The sequence below is a fragment of the Mycoplasmopsis sturni DSM 22021 genome (assembly GCF_000701485.1).
GTDB lineage: Bacteria > Bacillota_I > Bacilli_A > Mycoplasmatales > Metamycoplasmataceae > Mycoplasmopsis > Mycoplasmopsis sturni.
This window is the reverse complement of the sequence record NZ_JNIZ01000003.1, coordinates 228,588-250,902: the sequence shown is the minus strand read 5'-3', so window position 1 is coordinate 250,902 and position 22,315 is coordinate 228,588. Positions and strand designations below refer to the sequence as shown.

Genomic DNA, 22,315 nt, shown 5'->3' with positions numbered 1-22,315 from the left:
AAAAATTATTTATCAGAAACTGTTAAATATTTTCTACCTTTAGCTCTTCTTCTAGCTAATACTTTTCTACCATTTGCAGTTTTCATTCTTGCTCTAAAACCGTGAACTTTAGCGTGTTTACGTTTATTTGGTTGGTATGTTCTTTTGCTCATAATTCCTCCTTTTTTCGGTTTATGTATAAAGTTTATTAAAATTATAGCAAAACATTAAAAAAACAAGACATTAAAAACCTATGTTTTTAAGCTAGTTTTTCGCTATAATTAGTCGTTTTAGTTTCATTAGAAAACATAAAGTTTAAAAAAGTGTATAATCATAATTACAATAAAAGAGGTAATATGTTAGATCTAAAATATGTACTTAAAAATCACGATTTAGTCCGTGAAAAATTGCAATCTAGAGGCTTTGACTTATCTATTTTCGATAAATATTATGAGTTAGCTTCTCAACGTGGAACATTAATGTCACAAGCACAAAATAAAAAAGCCGAATTAACACAACTTTCAAAAAAATTTGGTCAATTAAAAAACGATCCGCAGGCTCTCCAAGAATTAAAATCTCAAATTGAAATTATTAAAAAAGAAGAGTCTTCGTTAAATGAACAAGCCAATGAGCTTAATGAACAAATCTACGCCCTTGGAAACACGATTCCTAACCTTCCTCTTGATGAAGTTCCTTATGGAAAAGACGAAGATGAAAATGTAGTGTTAAAAGAAAAACCTAATTTAGGTAGAGGATTGGTAAAAGGTGTTATTCCTCACTATGAAATTGCTAAAAAACTAAACATTCTTGATATTGAAAGAGCAGTTAAATTATCAGGATCGCGTTTTGTAATTTACAAAGGTCTTGGTGCTAAATTAACTCGTGCTTTAATTTCTTTTATGCTTGATTTACACGCGACAAAAGGATACCAAGAATTTACTACTCCTATTTTAGTAAAATCAAATATTCTTTACGGAACTGGGCAATTACCTAAATTCGAAGAAGACCTATTTAAACTTACTACTGATGATTTTTACTTAATTCCTACTGCCGAAGTTACCTTAACTAATTACTACAATAATGAATTAATAGATTTAAGCATCCCTTATCGTGCCACAGCTTATACAGAATGTTTTAGAAGCGAAGCTGGAAGTTCAGGAAAAGATACAAAAGGAATTTTAAGACAACACCAATTTAAAAAAGTTGAATTGGTAAAAGTAACAACTCAAGAAGACGCACTCAAAGAATATAACTTAATGTTAGATGATGCTAAAGATGTCTTAGAAAAATTAGAAATCCCTTATCGTGAGTTGCTTTTATGTACAGGTGATATGGGATTTGGTTCAAGAAAAACCATTGACCTTGAACTTTGATTACCAAGTGAAGAAAGATATCGAGAAGTTTCATCAATTAGTTATATGGGTGACTTTCAGGCTCGTAGAGCAATGATTAGATATAAAGATGAGCAAGGTAAGAGCCAATATGCACATACCATGAATGGTTCTGGCTTAGCTATTGACCGTGTTGTGGCTGCATTACTTGAAATTTATCAAAATGAAGATGGTTCAATTAGTATTCCAAAAGTCCTTATTCCTTACATGGGCTGCGAAATCATTAAATAATCCCGCTTTTGGGATTTTCTTTTTTAGGATAAAACAATGAAAATAAAACATGGATATTGAAAAACCGAATCAATTCACGTGGTTCATTACCAATATTGTGGAAACCAAAAAGGTGCTCCTATATTTGTTATTCATGGTGGGCCAGGGGGCGGATTCTCAGATAAAATTTGACAATTATTTGATTTAGATACTCAATTTGTAGTCTTAATTGACCAAAGAGGAACCAATCAAAGCACACCTTTTGGAGAATTAAAAGACAACAACACCCAGTTACTAGTTGAAGATATTCTTAATATTAAAAAACAATTAAATCTAGGTAAAATTAATCTCTTTGGCGGAAGTTGAGGAACAACCCTTGCACTTTGCTTTGCAATAAAATACCCAGAAGAGGTGCAAAGTTTACTTCTTCGTGGTGTCTTTTTAGGACGACAAGAAGATATTGATTATTTATATGAAAAAGGAGGAGCTTCAGATTTTTATCCTGACTACTTTGAAACTTTTAATAATTTCATTACTTCTTATCCAGGTAGCACTAATATCCAAAAGTACTTTAATTTATTCACTTCAAGTAACCCTAACAAAACAAAAGCTTTTGAAATATTTGCAACTTGAGAAGATTCTCTAGTTTCAATTAAAGCATTTAAAAATTCACAAAGAAATCCTTTATTAGATAAACAAATATCTTTAATGGAAAGTTACTATTTTGTTAATAAGTGTTTTTTACTAGAGGATAATTACATTCTTAATAACTTAGAAAAAATTGAAGATATCCCCACAACAATCGTACATGGACGCCAAGATGTTGATACAAGACCAATTGGTGCATGATTACTTAATAAAGGTCTTAAAAATTCAAAATTAATTTTAGTAGATGGTGCCGGTCATAGCATGTGGGAACATAATCTTCTTTTACATTTAAAAGAAGAAATTAGTAAAATAAAATAAAAATTCACCGTAATGGTGAATTTTTTGGTCATTTCTGAAATGGTGCCGACAACTGGACTTGAACCAGCGACCCCATCCTTACCATGGATGTGCTCTGCCTGCTGAGCTATGACGGCATTTTATAATTGCGAGCAATATTTTCGCTTCACAATTATACCATAATTACAAACATTTATCCTTTTGTTTTTTTAAAGCTTGTTTTGCACACTTGATTAAGGGCTTCTATCCCAAATCTTTGTTCGAATTCCAAAACTTTTTCTTGAGTTTTTTTTGAGCTACCTAACGGAAAAAGAAAATTCCAAGTGCGACATTGGGCTTGCATAAAATGAATTAACTCATAACGTGCCATAATTGATGCACAAGCTACCGAAAGATGAATTGATTCGGCTTTATGAGCTAAATAAGTATTAAAATTAAAATTTTTAAAATTTGCTCAATTGTTTCATTGCAAAATTTTTTGATCATATTTTAAAATTGAATTCGTTGTTGTGTATTTGTCAATTAATAACGTAAAATCAGTATTCTCTTCGTGTTTTAATAAATTATTAAGCGCCCCATTATGAGTAAAAAATTTGAGTTCATGAGCATTATAATTTTTGCTCATTTCATTGTAAGTTGATTGCTTAAGTCGATACACAGAAAAACGAACATCACGATTAGCTTTTAATTTTTGTCCAATTTCAATAACTTTTTTATCGGTTAATTTTTTTGAGTCCTTAACTCCAATGCTTAACGCTCAATCTTTTAAATGGTTAGGAAGATAAAAAGCACAAGATATTAAAGGTGTAAAATAGTCTCCGACTCCTGTTTCATCAATACCGATTACCTTTTGGTTTTCTAAGTTGATTTGATCACTAAATTCAAGGTATTGCATTATTCTGTTATTTCATCTCTTTTAACTTTACGGTCATTACTTTTGTTAATTTCAGCTTCTGGATTATCTAAAAATTTATTAATGTAGTACCCAACTCCGCCTTCTTTGTTGGTCTTTTGAATTTTGACAGTTGCATATTTTTTAACATCTTTTGTAGCATTTCCCATTGCAACAGAAACATTTGCGACTTTAAACATAGGTACATCATTGAATCCATCACCAATTGCAATTGTATGTTCTACATCAACATCGTAATATCTAATAAGCATACTTAAAGCTTTTCCTTTGTTAGCAGTAATGTTAGTCATATCAAATACCGGAGTAAGACCTTCTCCTTTTGATCAATATGAAAATTCGGCTAAATCACCAAAACGAGCTTTAAGATATCTTCTAAGTGCTTCAACATCAGTGGTTTGCTTAACATCAAAAATCACACCTGTTGGCATTAAAGGTAATTTGTGAAAATCAAGTCCAATTTTAAGTTTTGAAGTAGTTTTAAATCCAAAAACTTTCTCAAGCTCTTCATCTCTGTGCTGAAGTTGAACTCAATCTGGTCCTTCAATAGCAATATTGGTAACTTCTTTTTGAACTTTTTCATCACCTAAAATGTAAAGAGCTTCATTAAGGTTGATATATTTAACATAGGGAATAAAACTCTCATCGCTAGGGTGATGAATATGAGCCCCATTATAATTTCCCACAACAGTATTAAGACCAAGTTCTTGATAAATAAACTTTGTACTTCTTCAAGGTCTACCTGTTAAAATACAAACAATATGTCCTTCGTTTGTTGCTCTTTTAATTGCATTAACCGTAGCATCATGAATTTCGCCTGTAGCACTTGAACGTAAGGTAGTTCCATCTAAATCGATGGCGAATAAATATCTTGGTTTTTCCATATCTATCCTTTCTCTTTAGTAGTTAAAGAATTATACCATTTTTACTCAATAAGCAATGTATATTGGAAAACGTTTCCATAACTTGAACCCTAGTTTTCTTAATATAATTAGCAACATTGAATTGACCTAAAAATTCTAAAATAAGAAACTTTTTAAGTTTAAAATTACAAAATAAAAAAATATTAATTATAATTATCGTGACTTAAAAATAAGTTTTTGGAGATTAAATGAAATATAAAAGAATCTTAATAAAACTTTCTGGTGAAGGTTTCGCAAATAAAGAAAAAAACCTTGCTATTGACCCTGAGTTAGTTGAAAATGTTGCTAGGCAATTAAAAGAAATTAACCAGATGGGGGTTGAAATTTCAATCGTAATTGGCGGAGGAAACTTCTGAAGAGGGGCTTCCGCTGAAAAAAACGGTATTCCAAGAAATAATGCCGATTACATCGGAATGCTAGCAACTGTTATGAATGGACTAGCTTTAAGAAGCGGTTTTGAAAAAATTGGACTAAAATCAAGAGTGGTAAGTTCAATTAGTATGGACTCAAGAGTGGTAGAATACTATGTTAATGAAAAGGCGATCAAATACCTTGAAGATGGAGAAGTGGTTATCTTCGTTGGTGGAACAGGACGCCCTTACTTTACAACCGACACAGCTGCTACATTATATGCATCAGAAATTGGTGCTAAAGTAATTTTAATGGGTAAAAATCGTGTTGATGGTATCTACGATAGCGACCCTAGAAAAAACCCTAATGCTAAACACTTTGATAAAATAACCTATGATGAAATTTTAGAGAAAAAACTTCAAGTCATGGACTTAACTGCCACAAGTATGGCTAGAGACAACAATATTAACTTAATAGTTTTTAATTTACTCGAAAAAGACTCAATTGTTAAAGTACTTAAAAACCAAATTACACACACAGAGGTAACTAGATAATGGAAATTGGATTATACTTACTTGAATTAGAAGAGAAATGTGAAAAAGCAATTAATCACTATCGTTTTGAATTATCAAAAATTTCAACAGGTAGAGCAAACCCGCAACTTGTAAAAGGAATCAAAGTTGAATATTATGGTTCTCCAACTATGCTTGAAGAATTAGCCAATATTTCAGTTCCTGAACCACAACAATTATTAATTAAACCTTATGATGTTACATCAGTCAAAGAAATCAATAAAGCTCTTTTAAATGCTAATTTAGGGGTAACCCCAGTAGATGAAGGGCACCAAGTGAGATTAAACTTTCCTCAACTTACTACACAACGTAAAAAAGAATTAGTCAAAAGCATAGCTAAATTTACAGAGCAAGCTAAAGTTGGTGTTAGAAATGCTCGTCAAGACATCAATAAACAAATTAAAAATGATGAAGAACTTTCTGAAGACGTGCAGAAAAATTATTTAGACCAAGTGCAAAAATTTATTGATAATCAAATTACTAAAATTGACCAAATGACCAAAGATAAAGAAGCTGATATTTTAAAAGTTTAAGCAAGTAACACTTGCTTTTTTCTTTTCTCTTTTTCTTAGCTTTGCTAAAAAACAAAAAAATACTGTCATTTTATTTGAATTTAAAATATTTATAAAATATATAATTTAATCAAGAAAGAAATAATTAAAATGAAAAAATGAAAAGCACTTACGATCGCAGGTTTATCTGTTGTATCTGCAGGTATTTTGGGAGTTATAGCCTATGGTTCCTTTAAACTAACTCAATTGCTTACTACAACCCCAAATACTACTAAAAATGATAAATTAGGAGCTTTCGATCCTAAAACTTTAGAGTTAAGAGAATATAAAGATTTTAACGACCCAGAAGTCTCTCCGCATAAAATTATCCCATTGCAAAAATATGACATGCAGGTTGTTACTTCTGATTTAAACGGTGCCTTCTCTCATATTAATAATAAAGTCGAAGAATTTGAAAATGTCACTGAATCTGTTGATGAATACGGAAGATACAAATTAGAATTCATCGATCCTTACACTAATATTATTTTTAGAGAATACTCATATATTAAAGATTCTAACGGCATCAATCGATATATGTTAGGGAATAATGCTTTAGTTAAATTAGCCCAAGAATTTAAAAGAAAAGTTCCTTTTGGCCCTGAAGTTTTTGATCTAGAGGCTATTAATATTAATGATTTTTATGTAATTCCCTCTGAGGCCTCAGGATTATACTTGCCAGCCAATCGCAACATCTATGTTAATGGACAAAGACTTTTAGAACATGGGGTTTCACTTTATGGAATTTTATCGCAAATCATGCCTACTATTTTCCACGAATATATGCACCACTGAAGTAATTCATATGCAGAAATCGCCACTAAAAGTGGCTTGATATCCAAAAAAGACTCTCAAAAATCCTTAAAAATCCTCTATGCAGGATTAGCCGAAGAAAAAGAATTTTCTAGCGAACAGCTTTGAAATTATGATTTCGCAACAAGATTTAAACAATTGCTACATTTTAATACTCAAAGAAAAACACTTACTTCTTCTAACGATGAATTGTTTAATAAAAAAATTCTTAGCAATTGATTAAGTTTAAACTCAGTTTGAAAATTAGCCAATACCGATGAAGAAGTTACCGGATCATTGTTAGGTTCAAATAAATGAGACATAAAATACTTAAATAATGAAGAGAACCTTAAAAATTGATATTTTAGTTATATAAAAGATGCAAATTGAGTCGTTAATGGACAAAGATTGCAATATTTATATTCATTAACCGAGTTAATTCCTCGTGAATATACTAAATATGCTTATGAAAATTACCTACAACTAGGTTCTCCTCTTTATACTTTACAAGACGGTGATTTTTTACTTAATTGATACGGAAGCATCGAAAGAGATCAAAGATATAACACTAAAATGCATTTGTTTTCTCAAAGCGATGATTGAGCTAAGGTTTATCAATTAAATTTACAAGAAATCATACAAAATGAAAACTTATTTCAAAAAAATCATCTTGTAATGCCAAATAATATTTTTGGTGGTCAAATTCATTTTAATGACCAAAACGGCCAACAAACTCAATTATTAAAAAATAACGCTAGATCGTTTTACCAATTATTTTTAAATAATATGGGTTACGGAAAGGCAATTGCTCAAATTTACCCCAAAGTAACTTGAAAATGAAATGACCAAATTAGCGATGACAATAAGTTACACAATGAAATAAAAACCGAAGATGCAGACTTAAATAAAATTAAATTTTCTGGTTATCTTCCTTCAAAAACATATACTGGATTTGTACTAATTGATAAGAAAAACCATAAAACAACAACTAAATTTAAATATATGGATACTTTTAACTTTTTTGGAAAACAAACTCACGATACGGGGGCATTTTTACTTGATGAAGATCAAAGAGAAATACAAGCTCAAACTCGAATTTACCCTCAAACCAATTTCATTCCATACATATCAGAAGACTTTGTAGAAATTAATCAAGATAGTAAAATTTATTTTTGAAAAGATTTAAATCAAAATGGTATTGCCGAAGATAATGAAATTGATACAAAAGTTTTTCCAAGTGTTTATTCTGATCGATTAGTTACTAATCTTCGTTCTGCAGATGGAATAAATACTTCATGATTATCTCGTCTTTATGTTAATTTAGATTATGATTCGCAAGGAAATCAAACAGCACCAATAATTGAATTTCAAAATAAATAAAAGTAGCAACAAGCTACTTTTATTTTGTCTCTAAATACGCTTTTAAATACCCTAGTGTAATTAAATTGGCATCATAAATTATTTCTACCTTAGAATCAGTTGCTTTCTTAAATAAACTCAAAATAATTTCGAAGTTTTGAATATCCATGCCCGAAAGATAAATAGTTTGGATTTTTTTTCTATCTTCATTTTTTAGTGCAAAATAAGAACCTAATATGATTCCTAAAATCATATTAGTATAGCCAAAATTTAATGCACTAGATGTACTATAACCATATTCTAAGCTTTGCATAATTTGATATTTTCAATTTTGATTTCCTGACTTTGACTTGCTTAAACGCTGTAAAAGAGCCTCAAAAGATAAAGAAATTCCGGGCATAATAGATGCACTTTGTATCTCATTTTCATCAATAAAAAGCGATACGCAAGCAGTGCCTAACATAATTGCTAACGTTGTTTTTGCTAACGAGCCAACATAATTAGAGTATCCTAAAATATCTAGTCCAATATGTTTTTTTTCTCTTTTGGAAGAACTAATTTTAAAATTATAATCATGATCAATAATTTTATAAGCTACTTGCAATTCTTTTAGTATGTCAGATAAAATAACACTTAAAGAATGAATTGATGAGCCCACTAAAAAAACAAAATTATTTAATAATTTATCTCCAATAATTTCTTTAATTTTTTCTCTAATTAAATCAGGATCTGTCAATAATTTTTCCGTAGGACCTACAACTGTTGTTGAAAGAATGATTTGATATTCTTCTAAAGTTTTGACTTTATAAGCTGATAATTTAATATTTGTATTGCCGATATCAAATACAGCTATTTCTTGCATATTTCCTCAATTTTCTGACAAATAATTTGAGCCAATTTTGTTTTATCTAGGTCTTTAAAAGCTTCTTCATTTTCTTTTGTTATAAAAAATCCTGTTGAAGTATTTGACCCTAAAGTCAATGAATTATTAACAACTAGAAGGTCTAATTTTTTATTATTAAATTTTGATCTTCCGTTTTCTATTAAGTTAGAACTTTCAAGCGCATATCCTATTTTAATTTTGTTTGGATAATTATCTGAAACTCATTTTAATACATCAACCCCTTGATGAAAATTAAATTTTATATCTTCATTCTTTTTAATTTTTTGTTTTTGCTTCTCAAAAATAAGATCACTAACTGCTGCAAGAGAAATATAGATATCATGTTTTTTAATATTATCCTGAACCGCTTTGAAATATTCATCAACAAGTTTAACATTAATGACTTTAACTTGCAATGGAATGTAAGTATTTAGATGTTCCAAGTTTCCGTTTATTACCGTAACATCAAAGCTTTTGGCTAGTTCTTGAATTAAAGCTAAACCCGATTTTCCACTTGAGAAAACACTAACTGTTCGCACTGGATCAAGATAAACTTTTGTAAATCCAAAAGTAATAAGAACTTTCTTTTTGGGTTTGCAACTTAAAAAATCAACAACAAAATCAGGTTCAACAACTCTTCCTATTCCATTGTCTCCATCATAAAGCATTCCTGCATCTGGACCTAAAAAAGTAACTCCTAGTTTTTTTAATTTAATTATGTTTTCCTGCAAAATTGGATTTGCATACATTTTAGTGTTCATCGCCGGACACACAATTCATTTATTAAAACCGCCAATACTAAGTAAATTAGTTACAAAATTATCGTTGATACCGTTAGCTACTTTATTGATAGTATTATATGTTGCAGGATATACAATTATTCGGTCGGCTCACTTAAAAAGATCAATATGATCCGATTTTTTATTTTTATATCAAGTATTGTCGTAATAATTTGTAAAATCCTTAAGCGACACAAATTCCTTACCCGCTTCGGTAAAAGCTACTTTGACTGTATGTTTTTGTTCAATTAACTTCTTTACTAATAAGTGCGATTTTATTGCGGCTATACTGCCAGTTACTAAAACTAAAAGATTCATCTTTTTTACCTTCAATTAATTAAGTATTATAATTTTACTACTATGCCATATTCAAACAAGATAATCATTACAAAACTTGTTTACTTATCTTTTTATTTTGCCCTTATTTTATTACTAAGTTTTACCAATATCGGATTGATTCAAATTGGTCCAATTGCAATTAACTTAGTAACTTTCATATTAATTATTTCTGCTGCTCATTTAGGTTTTTGAGGTTCCTTTTTTGGTGGAATAATGCTTGGAATGGCTTCTTTTTTAAGTGCTTTAGCTTTTGGTCGAATTTTATTTTCTTATCCTGATATTGCTATTTTACCAAGATTAATATTAGGTGTTTTAGTTTTTATTTATGTAAAAATTGCTGAAACACTTGTTTTTAAAAAATTTAGAAAAAATTCTAATCTTTTTCGTTTCTGAATAAAAACACTAGTTTTTGTTTTTGTAGGCATTCTAACTGCAGCTACTAACACTTTTTTAGTCACTGTTGTAATTTTTATTCACAAAGCTCTTTTTAGATTAGATGCTATTGGAAGTATTGAATTTTGATTAGCATTAATTTGAGTAAATGCACTACTAGAGCTTATTTTCTTAGGACTTTTAAGCGGTGTTTTTGCGACTTTTCTCATCAGAATTGCTAAAAACAAACGCAAGAATTGATATTTTAATAACCGCTGGTAGTTGTTTCTATGTAATAGAAACAAGTAAAAATTTGGTATAATTTTAAATAATTATTGAGGGAGCAAAAATGGAAACAAAAAAACACACTTATGATGCTAGCAATATTAAGTTTTTAGAAGGCTTAGAACACGTTAGAAAACGTCCAGGAATGTATATTGGAACTACCGCAAAAGCTGGTTTGCATCACATGATTTGAGAGATTGTTGACAACTCTGTTGATGAAGCTATGGCCGGCTTTGCTGATAGAATAGATATCACCATTACTCAAGATGAAAATATTATTGTTGAAGATAATGGACGTGGGATTCCTGTAGGAATTCATGAAAGATTTGGGATTTCCGCTCTTGAAGTTGTCCTTACCAAACTAAATGCCGGTGGTAAGTTCGAGTCAAATGCTTACAAGGTTTCAGGTGGTCTTCATGGGGTTGGAGCCAGTGTTGTTAATGCTTTAAGTGATAACATGAAAGCGTGAGTTAAGCGTGATGGTAAGCTTTACTTTGCCGAATTTGCCAACGGTGGTAAAACCATACAATCAACACAAGTTATCGGCGAAGTCAAAGAAGGCGAAACAGGAACAAAAATACAATTCCATCCAGATTACACCGTTATGGACAATATACCTTTTGACAAAGAACTTATTATTGACCACGCTAAACAAATTGCTCACTTGAATAAAGGATTATTTGTTTCGGTAACAGATTTAAGAGACAATACATATCAAGAATTTCAATATGATAATGGAATTGTTGACTACGTACGTGAAATTAACGAAGGATATACACCGATTAATAAAGATATTATTTTTGCTTCAGGAAATTATGTTACTCATGTAGATGAAAACGGAAATGAATTTTCTATTGGAGTAGAAGTTGCTTGCCAATATCTTTCTGATTTTTACAGAAGCAACATTATTTCATATACCAATAATATCTCAACTCATGAGGGAGGTACTCATGTTTCGGGATTTTATGATGCTTTAATTCGTTTAATTAATAATTACGGAATCGAAAAAGGTTTTATTAAAACCAATAACGAAAAATTTGCTCGTGAAGACTTAATTGAAGGACTTACAGCTATTATTTCCATTAAACACCCAGATCCTCAATTCGAAGGTCAAACTAAAGCTAAATTAGGTTCAAAAGACGCAAGGCCAGCAGTTAATCATATCTTTTCAGAAGTGCTTGAAAGATTACTTATTGAAAACCCTGATGTTGCTAAAAAGATTATCGAAAACGCTTCATTAGCTAGAAAAGGTCGTTTAGCTTCAAATGCCGCTAGAGATAACGCTAGACGTAAAAGTGCTTTTGATAACGGTGGATTGCCAGGAAAATTAAGTGATTGTTCATCTAAAAACGCCGAAATCAGCGAACTTTATATTGTCGAGGGTAACTCAGCTGGTGGATCAGCTAAAATGGGACGCGATCGAAACACGCAAGCTATTTTACCGCTTAGAGGAAAAGTAATTAACGTTGAGAAGGCTCGCCAAGAAAAAGTTCTTGAAAATGAAGAAATTATGTCTTTAATAACCGCTCTAGGTACTGGTTTAGGAGATACTTTTAATATCAATAAATTAAGATATCATAAAATTGTAATTATGACCGACGCGGACGTAGATGGTGCACACATTAGAACATTACTTTTAACATTCTTTTACCGTTACTTTAGACAACTTATAGAATATGGATTTGTATATATCGCTCAACCTCCTTTATACAAATTACAACAGGGCAAAAATGTTCAATATGCATATAATGATGCTCAGAAAGAGTCTATCTTGGCTACTTTCAATCCAAATTCAAAAATTACTATCCAAAGATACAAAGGTCTTGGAGAAATGGATCCAGAACAACTTTGAGAAACAACCATGAATCCTGATAATAGAAAAATGTTACAAGTTCAAATTGAAGACGCATACAAAGCCGATATGGCCTTTACTACCTTAATGGGTGAATTAGTTGAACCAAGAAGAAACTTTATTGAACAAAATGCTAAATATGTAAAAAATATTGATTTATAAGATGCTAAAGGCATCTTTTTTATTAAAAAATCTACCTTACAATAGGTAGATTTTTTCTAAATTAAATAAGTTAGAATAATTCAATAAATAAATAAATATATTTATTTTTTTGAGGTTTTGATTTGAGACTCATTGCCATTTATTAATCTTTTAATATTGCTTCTGTGTGAAAAAATTAATAAAATATAAGCAACTAAATTGACAAATGAATCTACGTATCAAGCATCACCTACATTTTGTGCTTGATTAATTGCTAAAATCCCACTAACAATTCAAGGTCAAAAGACTAAAGCACTCATTACAATAGCAGTTACAATACTTGCTAATGAAACATATTTTTTTCAGAAGATTAGCCCAAAAAATACTAAAGCTGCTATCGGAAAAAGAACAATATTAGTTGAAATTAGCAAACCAACACTACATGCAACTGCTTTACCGCCCTTAAAGCCAAAAAAGACAGGATAAACATGTCCTATAGTAGTTCCTAAACCAACTAAAAGCGGAATAAATACGATATGATCATTTCAAGCTCACGAAATAAAATATGCTGTGTAAGTAGCTAAGACAACTTTTAAAATATCAATAATAAGAACAGCAAGAGCAAATTTCTTACCATACACTCTAAGTGAATTAGTTGCTCCGGCATTCTTTGAATGATAATTTCTTACATCATCATTTTTTAAAATCTTACTAAAGATAATTGAGGTATTTAAAGAACCTCATAAATAACCTAATAAAAAAGCACTAAGGTTAGCTATAATAGCGTAAAAAATTTCCATATTTTGATTATACTAAAAATACAAAAATCTAGTGCAATACCTTTACTTTAAAGATTTGCTTAAATCAAAAAGAATAATAATTTTTTATAAGCATAAAGAAAAACCGAATAAATCGGTTTTTACTTAACAATAAGAGATTCTTCGTCCATTTGTTCTGGTTTAGCTACACCAATGTAATCAAGAATGGTTGGAGCAACATTGGCTAATTTTCCATCTTTTAGTTTTAAAGATTTATCTGTTGTAATAAGCATAACTGGGCTGCTTGTGTGTTTTGTTGCTGGTTTTCCATTTTCATCTTCAGTAATTTCTGCATTTCCGTGGTCAGCAGTAATAAATACAGTAACATCGTTGGCTTGCGCTCATTCAACAATTCTTTTAATTTGACTATCTAAAATTTCAACAGCTTTAATTGTTGATTTTAAATTTCCAGTATGACCGACCATATCTGGGTTAGCAAAATTCATAATGGTTACATCATAATTTAATGCATTAGCTATCAACTCATCTGTAATTTCTTTAGCAGACATTTGAGGCGCATCAGCATATGATTCTACTTTAAGTGAAGGAACCATAATACGGTGTGAATTTTTAAACTCAATATCATTTCCACCATCCATGAAATAAGTTACGTGTGCATATTTTTGAGTTTCTGCTAATCTAAGTTGGCTTTTACCTGCTTGTTCAAGTACTCTACCAATTGGGTGAGATACTTCCATTTCTGAAAAGGCCACAATAGTATCAATTCCTTCATATTTCATCATCGAAACAAACTTACTAATTTTTACTGGTGTACTTGGTTTTACCTCATATAATCCTGAACCAATAAATAAGTGTGTCATTTGACGAGCTCTATCAGGACGGAAGTTGAAGAAAATAATTGAATCTCCATCTTTTACAAAGTATTTCTTATCGAGTGTTTTATTTGAAGCAGGCACTAAAAACTCATCTAAAATTTCTTCTTTGTATTGTGCATCTACATAATCTAAAACATTTTCAAATTGGTTAATTCCATTACCTAAAATAGCTTGATATCCTTTTTCAACTCTATCAAACATTTGGTCACGATCCATTGAGTAAAATCTTCCTGAAATAGAAGCAATTTTGTATCCGTATTGGTCACAAATTTTAATTAATTTTTCAAGTGATGGTTTAATTGAAGCTGGAGCAACGTCTCTTCCATCTCCAAAAACATGAACAGCAACATCTTTAACGCCATTAGTATGCGCTGCTTTTAAAATTTCAAATAAATGTTCATCAAGTGAGTGCACACCACCTGGTGATAAAAGCCCCATTAAATGCAATGTTGAACCTTTTGCTTTTACATCTTCAAAAACTTCAACAAAGGCTTTATTAGTTGCAAATTTTCCTTCTCTAAGGTCTTTTGCGATTAAAGATAATCCTGTATATACAATTGTTCCTGCACCAATATTAAGGTGTCCAACTTCAGAATTTCCCATTTGTCCTTTTGGTAACCCGACAAATTCACCTGAAGCTTGGATTAAACTATGCGGATATTCTTTAAATAAACGATCAAATTCTGGAGTGTTTGCTAATGCAAAACCATTTCCTTGCGTTTCTTTTCTAAGTCCTAATCCATCAATTACAATTAAAACTGTTTTTTTCATAAAAATACTCCTTAATTTAGTTTATAAATTATAATTTCTTATTAAAAAATTTCAACTTAAATAGTTGAAATTTTATTTTTTTTATTTGTAAATATTTGCAATATTATTTCTTCGTGTTTTTGAATTTTAAAATATCTTTTCAAAGATAAGGGAATTCTTTTGGTGTCGAACGCAATTTTTTGATCTCAACAATAAAATTTTGTTTAGTTAATAAGGGATGCTCTAAAGGTTTAATATTTGTCGAAATTTTAATTTTATCCAAGATTTGGCTTGCACCTTGGAGTTCTTCATTATATTTTTTACCTTTAATCAAGCTCATTGTCCCATTGACCTTAACTAAGTGAAAAGCCGCCATTAACATTGTTGATATTGTTCCAACAGCACGAGCAGTTACAATATCAAAGAGATTTTTTTCTTTAACTTCTTCTGCCCGCTTGGCATATAATCTAACATTTTTTAATCCTAAAGTATTGATAACTAAATTAAGGAAATCTACCCGTTTTTGCAAAGGTTCATAAATAGTAAAGCTAAGATCTTGACGCACAATTGCATATGGAATTGAAGGAAAACCGGCTCCGGCACCAATATCTAATATTTCTAAATTGCTTTTTTTAGAAACAATTGCATCCATAAAAACAAGTGATTCTAATATTCCTTGACCTCATAGTTCATCACCTGAAAAACCAGTTAAATTCATAACTTTATTTTTTTCTTCTATTAATTGAACATATTGCTCTAAATCTTTAAAATTTCATTGATTTTGATCGCACCATTTTTGAACAAATTCTTTATTTTGCACTAATTTCTTCCTTCATATCTGAATACACTTTTGAAACACTTTCGTGATTTACTTGTGCTCTAATTACATTTGCTAAAAATGTTGCAAGAGAGACAATTTTAAGTTTTGAGAATTTTTTGGCTAACTCTGAGTTGTCAATACTATCAGTAACAATAACTTGACTAACATAATCAGCTTCTTCAAACATCTCAAAACCTCTTGAAAATATTCCGTGAGTTGCTGCAATAACGATGTCTTTTGCACCTTTTTCTTTAAGGCTTTTAGCAGCTTTTAGAATTGTTCCTCCAGTATCTATAATATCATCGATAATAACGGCGTTTTCTTCTCCGATTTCCCCGATAATACCCATGACTTCAGTTTGATTTTCACCGACTCTACGCTTATCGATAACCACAATTTTTAAACTATTGTCAATTATTTCTGCAAGTCTTCTTGCTCGCACTGTTCCACCATGATCAGGTGAAACTACTGTGAATTTCTTTTTCGATTCTTTTAAAACATTCCCAATTGTATATTGTCCTTTTAAATCATCAAGCGGAATATCAAAGAAACCTTGAATTGATGGGTTGTGCAAGTCTACACAAATTAACTTAGTAGCTCCGGCTACTTGTAAAAAGTTAGCAACCAATTTAGCTCCAATTGGTTGTCTTCCGCTAGCCTTGCGATCTTGTCTTGCATATCCATAATAAGTTAAACAAACTGTAATTGTTCTTGCGCTAGCTCTTTTTAATGAGTCTAGAAAGAGTGATAACTTCATGATGTTATCATTAACTGGTCTTGAGTTGCTTGCAATAATGAAAACATCCTTTCCTCTTACCGGCTCTTCTGACACTAACATATTTTCCCCATCAGCAAAAGTAGTAGTTTTAATTTTAGTTAAAGGAAGATCAAGTAATTTAGAGATTTTTTCTGCTAAACCAATTGAATTATCCATTCCAAACAAAATAATATCTTTCTTATCCATATTTCTCCAAAAGTCTATATTTAGAATTATATTTTAAATACCTAAATACCTTTAACAAAAACGCTATTTTTTGGCTAAAAATAGGAATTAATTTCAATTATTTATATCATAATGAAAATAATTCTCAGTTCGCTATTGAGAATATGATTTTTGATAAAATCATAGTAATGAAAAAAGAAATTTTAAAAAACCTATTATTAATTGGTTATATTTCTTTACCTATTTTATCTATCTCTTGTGCTCATTCAAAAGATAATGATAAAAAAGAGAATCAAGAAAAAGAAAACAGCAAAAACAAAACAGAAGAAACAAAATTAAACAAGGATATAGAAACCAAAAAAGAAGACCGTTCAAAAGAGCCAAAAACTGAATCAAAAGAATTAATAAATAAAGATAAACAAACAAAAAAAGAAGTAGATCCTCAGTCTAAATCTGATCTTGAAGAAAAAAATACCTCTTCAGAAATCCAAACACAAATCAAAATAGAAAAAGAAAAGCAAAAGAATCAAACAAAAGATAAAAATCTAGAAATTAAAAAACACGAAAATAATGGACAAAATCAACAAACTTTCATTAACAAAGAAAAACAAAAAACTTTAGAAGACAACAAGAAAAAAGAACCCACAAAAAACCTTGAATCCGAAAAAAACAAAGAACAAGTAAATCAACCAATTGTTCAAGAAACAGCAGATTTAACAATCGCACATTGAAATATACTAAACTATGGTGGAATTTCCGCTACAAAAAAAGCCAACTTAGATAAACAAAAATTCAAGATAGATATAATAGCTCAAATAATTTCAAAAATTAACCCGGATGTGGTTGGGCTTACCGAAATTAATTATCAAAAAGGTCAAGAGGTGAAGTTAATTGTTGATAAATTAAATCAAATTGATAAAAAACAAAAAAGATTCTATCAATATATTTATCAACCAGATGAACAAACTAATCCTGAATCTAGCAATTCTACAAAAGAATCTATTGCAATTATTTATGACTCTAATAAAGTTGAACCAATTTCTTTTAATAATTTAAAAATTGGCTCTTCATTTAATGGAGAATTAGAAGAAAGACCTAATAACAAGAAAACCAAATATGTAAGACCTCCTTTTGGCGTTATGTTCAAGAAAAAAGGAGAGGAAATTTACTTTACTACTATTTTTGCGCATTTTGATTCTCCTGGAATTAAGCGCACAAAAAATCCAGAAAAAGACCCTGAAACCAGAGCTGATGCAAGCATATGATTTAAAGATATCCCAAAGAGCGCCAATAGCAGAACTACCGGTTACCAAGAAGCAGCAGAAGCTTATTACTTATATAAAGTTTTTGAACATTTCAAAAACATTGGCGGTAAAAACTTTGTTTTTGGCGGAGATACTAATATCAAACAAAATGTTGGCAAAATTTTTGATACTTCAGTTCAAAGAGGTTTTTTACTAGGATGAGATGAATCAAACAAAGCAAAAACATCATTGAAAAGCGCAACAAATATTCTCCGAGACTTCCAAGAAAATAACTCAAATCAAGAAAAAGAAGAGCAAAATGCTTACTACTCACAAACATACGACAAAATGTTATATCAAGATTCTGCTTTTAACCAACTTAATTCAAATAAATGAACATATAAATTTGATTTGTTTCATCAATTAAAATACGATAATAAATTTTCTGCATATTTAATTGATAAATGAAAAGAAATTAGCGGTTCTAATTATTCGCTATACCAACTAATTCCATTATTAAGAAAATCAGTTTCGGATCACTTACCAGTATATTTAAAGTTGAATTTTAAAAAAGAAAAAGAAGAAAATTAGTACTTGATTATGAAAAATCATAAAAATTAAAAGACGCTTATAAGGCGTCTTTTTCTTCTTATTTTTTATTTTTGGTTTTCATTGTTGGGAAAAGAAGAACATCACGAATTGATTCTTTTTCTGTTAAAAGCATTGTTAAACGATCAATTCCGATTCCACAACCTCCTGCTGGCGGAAACCCATATTCAAGTGATTCAATAAAATCTCAATCAATGTCGCTTGCTTCGTCGTTCCCTGCGTTTTTCTCTCTTAATTGATCCTCAAAACGTTCAAGTTGGTCAATTGGATCACTAAGCTCTGTATACATGTTTGCATATTCTTTTGTATTAATAAATAATTCGGCTCTATCGGTAAAGCGTGGATCTTCGCTTTTGGCAGTTAAAGGAGAGATTTCAATTGGATGACCATACACGAATGTAGGTTGTATTAATGTTTCTTCAATTAGAGTTTCAAATAGTTCATTAATAATGTGTCCTAATTTGAAAAACTTTTCAACTTTAATTTTGTGCTTTTGAGCAATTTCCACAGCTTCTTCAAACGAAATATTTCTAAAATCAGCTCCTGTTGCTTTTGAAACTGCATCAACCATATCTAAACGTCTAAATGGACTTGATAAATCAATTTCAACTCCTCGGTTGATCACTTTTTCTTTACCTAATTTTTTAGCAATTCCCCTAATAAGTTCTTCGGTGCGATTCATCATACCTTCAAGATCCGAGTAAGCTTCATAAAATTCAATTGAGGTAAATTCAGGGTTATGTGTTGTATCAATTCCTTCATTTCTAAAAATACGTCCAATTTCATAAACACGATCAATTCCACCAACAAGAAGTTTTTTAAGCGGAATTTCGGTAGCAATTCTAAGCACGAACTCTTGATCTAAGGCGTTGTGATGTGTTTTAAATGGTTTTGCACTTGCACCTGAAAGATAATCATGAAGAATAGGTGTTTCTACTTCCATGAATTCTAAATCATCAAAATATCTACGAATTAAGCTAATAATTTTTGTTCTTGTTCAAAATGTTTTAGTACTCTCTTCGTTTGAAATTAAATCGAGATATCTATGTCTATAAATTTCTTCTATATCAGTAAGGCCGTGATATTTGTCTGGTAAAGGTTTAAGAGATTTCGATAAAAGTTTAATTGTTTTAGCTTTAAGTGAAACTTCACCAGTGTTGGTTTTCATGGCATTACCTTCAACATAAATAATATCTCCTAAATCTAAAGTATTAACTAATTTGGCTAATTCTTCATGTTCTTTTTTGTTGAAATAAACTTGAATTTTTCCATGATAATCTTTAACTAAAATGAAAGGTCCACGCATTGTCATGATACGACCGCTAATGTTAAAAGGAATTTCTTTTTCGTGCAATTCTTCTTTTGAGTAGCTATCAACAGCTGTTTTAATTTGGTCTGAATAAGAAAGTTTTTTAAGTCATGTTGCCTTTGCAAAAGGGACAACACCCATTTCAGCATATTGATTGAGTTTATTTCTACGAATTTGTTCTTGTTCTGAAAATTTTTGAGACATTTTTTGCTCCTTTAAGTTGTTTTCAATTATATAAAATTTTCCTAATTATCTTGAGTAATTGGGTTGTTTTTTTACTATAAACATAAAAATACTTGATCAAAATTTTCAAAAACTCACTTTCATGCTTTTTTCTTATAAAGAAAAAAGAGGCCAAAAAATTAAAAATGGTAAAATATTAATACTTAATATTACTTGGAGAGAATATGGAACAAATTCAAATTAAAGAGTTGTTTGTTAACGCTATTACAACAATTCCTGGCGTTGTAAAAATAGTCAAAAACGATGATGCTTGATTACAAAAAAACCACTCTTCAAATTGCATTCCAGATTGTGATTTAGATAAAGTTTGAGCGGTAAAAAAATCAAAAGGATGAGATTTAGCTGCATCAATTGTCATTATGCCTAACGTTGCCGCAAAAGCAATTATTGAAGAATTGCATAGTCAAGTTTATTTTGAATTAAAAAAAGATAAACAAAAAATTGAAAATCTAACTATTTTCGTGAAAGGAGTCGAAAATGTCTAAAACAATCGAAGGCAAAAAATTAGCTGAAGCTCTTATTTCAGGTGCAAATTCATTGATTAATGCTAAAAACAAAATTGATGCCTTAAATGTTTTTCCTGTTCCTGACGGAGACACAGGAACCAACATGGCAGCAACTATTCAAGCTACTATCATAAATTTACAAAAAGTACAAAATCAAACTACATCAGAAGTCTTAGCTCAAGTAGCTCACGATATGATTTATGAAGCTAGGGGTAATTCCGGAGTTATTCTAAGTCAATTTTTTAAAGGTTTTTACACGGCAGTAAGTAATACCAAGGTTCTCAATATTAATGACTTAATTGATGGTTTTTTAGGAGCACAAGAACGCGCTTATAAATCTGTCTTTAAACCTGTTGAAGGAACAATCTTGACCGTTATTAGAGAAACAGCAGAAAACTTAGCTAAAAAATACAAAAACCAAGAAGGAACAATTGAATCTTTTTTCGAAGATGCTGTAGCTTTTTCTCGTGATAGTTGCGACCGCACTCCTAATATTTTAAAAACACTCAGAGAAGTTGGTGTAACCGACAGTGGTGGCGAAGGTCTTTTTAAAATATTATGAGGCATGAACCAATACTTTAAAGGCAACCCTATTGAAAAACAAGATAAAACCGAAGATATCGAAACATTTATTTCAGATGTAGAAACTTATGATGGTGAGTTTGGATATTGCACTGAGTTCTTAATTGAGCTTAACAACCCTACTACTTTTGATAAAAACAAATTTACCGAAAGAGTTGAAAAGCAAGCTAATTCTCTTGTTATTGTTCAAGATGACAATCTTTTAAAAGTACATGGTCATACCTTAAAACCAGGTGACTTACTGAACCTTGGGCAAGAATTTGGTGAATTTATAAAAATCAAATCAGAAAACATGACATTACAAGCAAATAACTCAAAAGCTAATGCAGAGCAATTAAAAGAAGCTCAACAAGAAAACACTAGAGTTGAAAGTGCAATTGTTTCTTGCAATATCGGTGCTGGAATTGTGCAAATGATGTTAGATAATGGTTGCGATTATGTTGTTGAAAGCGGACAAAGCGCCAATCCATCAGCCCAAGAATTAATTAAAGCTATTGAAGAAGTTAATGCTAATAATGTTTTTATATTACCTAACAATAAAAATATCATCCTTACCGCTCAACAAGCAGCTGCAGTTATTGATAATTGCAACGTTGTTGTAATTCCTACTAAAACTCAAAACGAAGGAATTACCGCTTTATTTAATTACAATCCAGAAAATTCAGTTGATGATAATATTCATAATATTAAAGATGCTCTAAAAACCATTAATTCAGCCGAAATTACCGAAGCTGCTCGCGATACAAAAATTAATGACATACCAATTATTAAAGGGCAAGGGCTAGCTATTGTAAATGGAAAAATTATAGGATCTGCCAAAAATCATATTGAAGCAGCGAAAATAGCTTTAAAAGAAATGATTTCTGATTCAAGCGAAATTGTAACAATTTTCTATGGTGACCAATCAAGCTATGATGACGCCAAAGAAATAATGAATTATATTAATTCAAAATGAGATATAGAAGTTGAAATCTACGAAGGAAATCAACCAACTTACCACTTTCTTATCGGAGTAGAATAA

At 30.4% G+C, this 22,315-nt stretch carries 20 protein-coding genes and 1 tRNA gene; 10 read left to right on the top strand and 11 right to left on the bottom strand.

Going from position 1 to position 22,315, the window contains the following annotated elements; translation table 4 throughout:
• Positions 1–5: 5 nt before the first annotated feature.
• Positions 6–152, bottom strand: coding sequence for a 50S ribosomal protein L34 (gene rpmH, locus Q349_RS01165; RefSeq protein WP_036464075.1), 147 nt, complete (start codon positions 150–152; stop codon positions 6–8).
• A 183-nt stretch (positions 153–335) separates the two neighbouring features.
• Here rpmH and serS point away from each other — a divergent pair, with 183 nt between their 5' ends.
• A complete protein-coding gene (gene serS, locus Q349_RS01160; protein WP_036464072.1) occupies positions 336–1,601 on the top strand; it encodes a serine--tRNA ligase in 1,266 nt (421 codons plus the stop codon).
• 36 nt (positions 1,602–1,637) lie between these two features.
• Complete coding sequence (gene pip / locus Q349_RS01155) at positions 1,638–2,546, top strand: prolyl aminopeptidase (RefSeq protein ID WP_036464069.1); 909 nt, start codon at positions 1,638–1,640, stop codon at positions 2,544–2,546.
• A gap of 40 nt (positions 2,547–2,586) precedes the next feature.
• Here the strand turns inward: pip and Q349_RS01150 are convergent.
• The 3 genes from Q349_RS01150 to Q349_RS01140 all read right to left on the bottom strand — a co-directional run bounded on the left by Q349_RS01150 (position 2,587) and on the right by Q349_RS01140 (position 4,319).
• Positions 2,587–2,662: transfer RNA gene (locus tag Q349_RS01150), tRNA-Thr, on the bottom strand.
• Positions 2,663–2,718: 56 nt separating this feature from the next.
• Positions 2,719–3,420 carry a ribonuclease HIII gene (locus Q349_RS01145; protein WP_036464068.1) on the bottom strand — a complete coding sequence of 234 codons (702 nt, stop codon included), beginning with the start codon at positions 3,418–3,420 and terminating at the stop codon, positions 2,719–2,721.
• Positions 3,420–4,319, bottom strand: coding sequence for a Cof-type HAD-IIB family hydrolase (locus tag Q349_RS01140; RefSeq protein ID WP_036464067.1), 900 nt, complete (start codon positions 4,317–4,319; stop codon positions 3,420–3,422). Before Q349_RS01140 ends, Q349_RS01145 begins: the two co-directional genes overlap by 1 nt.
• Positions 4,320–4,546: 227 nt before the next feature.
• Here Q349_RS01140 and pyrH point away from each other — a divergent pair, with 227 nt between their 5' ends.
• The 3 genes from pyrH to Q349_RS01125 all read left to right on the top strand — a co-directional run bounded on the left by pyrH (position 4,547) and on the right by Q349_RS01125 (position 8,004).
• A complete protein-coding gene (gene pyrH, locus Q349_RS01135) occupies positions 4,547–5,263 on the top strand; it encodes a UMP kinase (RefSeq protein ID WP_036464066.1) in 717 nt (238 codons plus the stop codon).
• Complete coding sequence (gene frr, locus Q349_RS01130; RefSeq protein ID WP_036464065.1) at positions 5,263–5,814, top strand: ribosome recycling factor; 552 nt, start codon at positions 5,263–5,265, stop codon at positions 5,812–5,814. Before pyrH ends, frr begins: the two co-directional genes overlap by 1 nt.
• 129 nt (positions 5,815–5,943) lie before the next feature.
• Positions 5,944–8,004: an MYPU_1760 family metalloprotease gene (locus tag Q349_RS01125; RefSeq protein ID WP_036464062.1), complete on the top strand. Its 2,061-nt coding sequence runs from the start codon at positions 5,944–5,946 to the stop codon at positions 8,002–8,004.
• 19 nt (positions 8,005–8,023) lie between these two features.
• Here Q349_RS01125 and Q349_RS01120 read toward each other — a convergent pair whose 3' ends face one another.
• Both Q349_RS01120 and coaBC read right to left on the bottom strand, forming a co-directional pair.
• Positions 8,024–8,845, bottom strand: a complete 822-nt coding sequence (locus Q349_RS01120) for a type III pantothenate kinase (protein WP_036464058.1) — start codon at positions 8,843–8,845, stop codon at positions 8,024–8,026.
• Positions 8,833–9,963 carry a bifunctional phosphopantothenoylcysteine decarboxylase/phosphopantothenate--cysteine ligase CoaBC gene (gene coaBC / locus Q349_RS01115; protein WP_036464056.1) on the bottom strand — a complete coding sequence of 377 codons (1,131 nt, stop codon included), beginning with the start codon at positions 9,961–9,963 and terminating at the stop codon, positions 8,833–8,835. Before coaBC ends, Q349_RS01120 begins: the two co-directional genes overlap by 13 nt.
• 42 nt (positions 9,964–10,005) lie before the next feature.
• Here coaBC and Q349_RS01110 point away from each other — a divergent pair, with 42 nt between their 5' ends.
• On the top strand, positions 10,006–10,638 hold the full coding sequence (locus tag Q349_RS01110) for a hypothetical protein (RefSeq protein WP_051616725.1): 633 nt from the start codon (positions 10,006–10,008) through the stop codon (positions 10,636–10,638).
• Positions 10,639–10,705: 67 nt separating this feature from the next.
• Positions 10,706–12,655: a DNA topoisomerase (ATP-hydrolyzing) subunit B gene (gene gyrB, locus Q349_RS01105; protein ID WP_036464054.1), complete on the top strand. Its 1,950-nt coding sequence runs from the start codon at positions 10,706–10,708 to the stop codon at positions 12,653–12,655.
• Between the two features lie 101 nt (positions 12,656–12,756).
• Here gyrB and plsY read toward each other — a convergent pair whose 3' ends face one another.
• The 4 genes from plsY to Q349_RS01085 all read right to left on the bottom strand — a co-directional run bounded on the left by plsY (position 12,757) and on the right by Q349_RS01085 (position 16,822).
• Complete coding sequence (plsY, locus tag Q349_RS01100) at positions 12,757–13,434, bottom strand: glycerol-3-phosphate 1-O-acyltransferase PlsY (RefSeq protein WP_036464052.1); 678 nt, start codon at positions 13,432–13,434, stop codon at positions 12,757–12,759.
• A 119-nt stretch (positions 13,435–13,553) separates the two neighbouring features.
• Positions 13,554–15,059: a 2,3-bisphosphoglycerate-independent phosphoglycerate mutase gene (gpmI, locus tag Q349_RS01095; RefSeq protein WP_036464031.1), complete on the bottom strand. Its 1,506-nt coding sequence runs from the start codon at positions 15,057–15,059 to the stop codon at positions 13,554–13,556.
• A 103-nt stretch (positions 15,060–15,162) separates the two neighbouring features.
• The gene (gene rsmG / locus Q349_RS01090; RefSeq protein ID WP_036464028.1) at positions 15,163–15,858 is read right to left on the bottom strand and encodes a 16S rRNA (guanine(527)-N(7))-methyltransferase RsmG; all 696 of its coding nucleotides are present in this window, start codon (positions 15,856–15,858) and stop codon (positions 15,163–15,165) included.
• Positions 15,848–16,822 carry a ribose-phosphate pyrophosphokinase gene (locus Q349_RS01085; RefSeq protein ID WP_036464026.1) on the bottom strand — a complete coding sequence of 325 codons (975 nt, stop codon included), beginning with the start codon at positions 16,820–16,822 and terminating at the stop codon, positions 15,848–15,850. Before Q349_RS01085 ends, rsmG begins: the two co-directional genes overlap by 11 nt.
• A 143-nt stretch (positions 16,823–16,965) precedes the next feature.
• Between Q349_RS01085 and Q349_RS01080 the strand changes: the two genes are divergently transcribed.
• Positions 16,966–18,636, top strand: coding sequence for an MnuA family membrane nuclease (locus Q349_RS01080; protein ID WP_036464024.1), 1,671 nt, complete (start codon positions 16,966–16,968; stop codon positions 18,634–18,636).
• A 58-nt stretch (positions 18,637–18,694) separates the two neighbouring features.
• Here the strand turns inward: Q349_RS01080 and lysS are convergent, their stop codons facing one another.
• Positions 18,695–20,167: a lysine--tRNA ligase gene (lysS, locus tag Q349_RS01075; protein WP_036464022.1), complete on the bottom strand. Its 1,473-nt coding sequence runs from the start codon at positions 20,165–20,167 to the stop codon at positions 18,695–18,697.
• Positions 20,168–20,370: 203 nt separating this feature from the next.
• Between lysS and Q349_RS01070 the strand changes: the two genes are divergently transcribed.
• Complete coding sequence (locus Q349_RS01070) at positions 20,371–20,691, top strand: hypothetical protein (protein WP_036464018.1); 321 nt, start codon at positions 20,371–20,373, stop codon at positions 20,689–20,691.
• The gene (locus tag Q349_RS01065; protein WP_036464010.1) at positions 20,684–22,315 is read left to right on the top strand and encodes a DAK2 domain-containing protein; all 1,632 of its coding nucleotides are present in this window, start codon (positions 20,684–20,686) and stop codon (positions 22,313–22,315) included. The genes Q349_RS01070 and Q349_RS01065 overlap by 8 nt, the downstream gene beginning before the upstream one ends.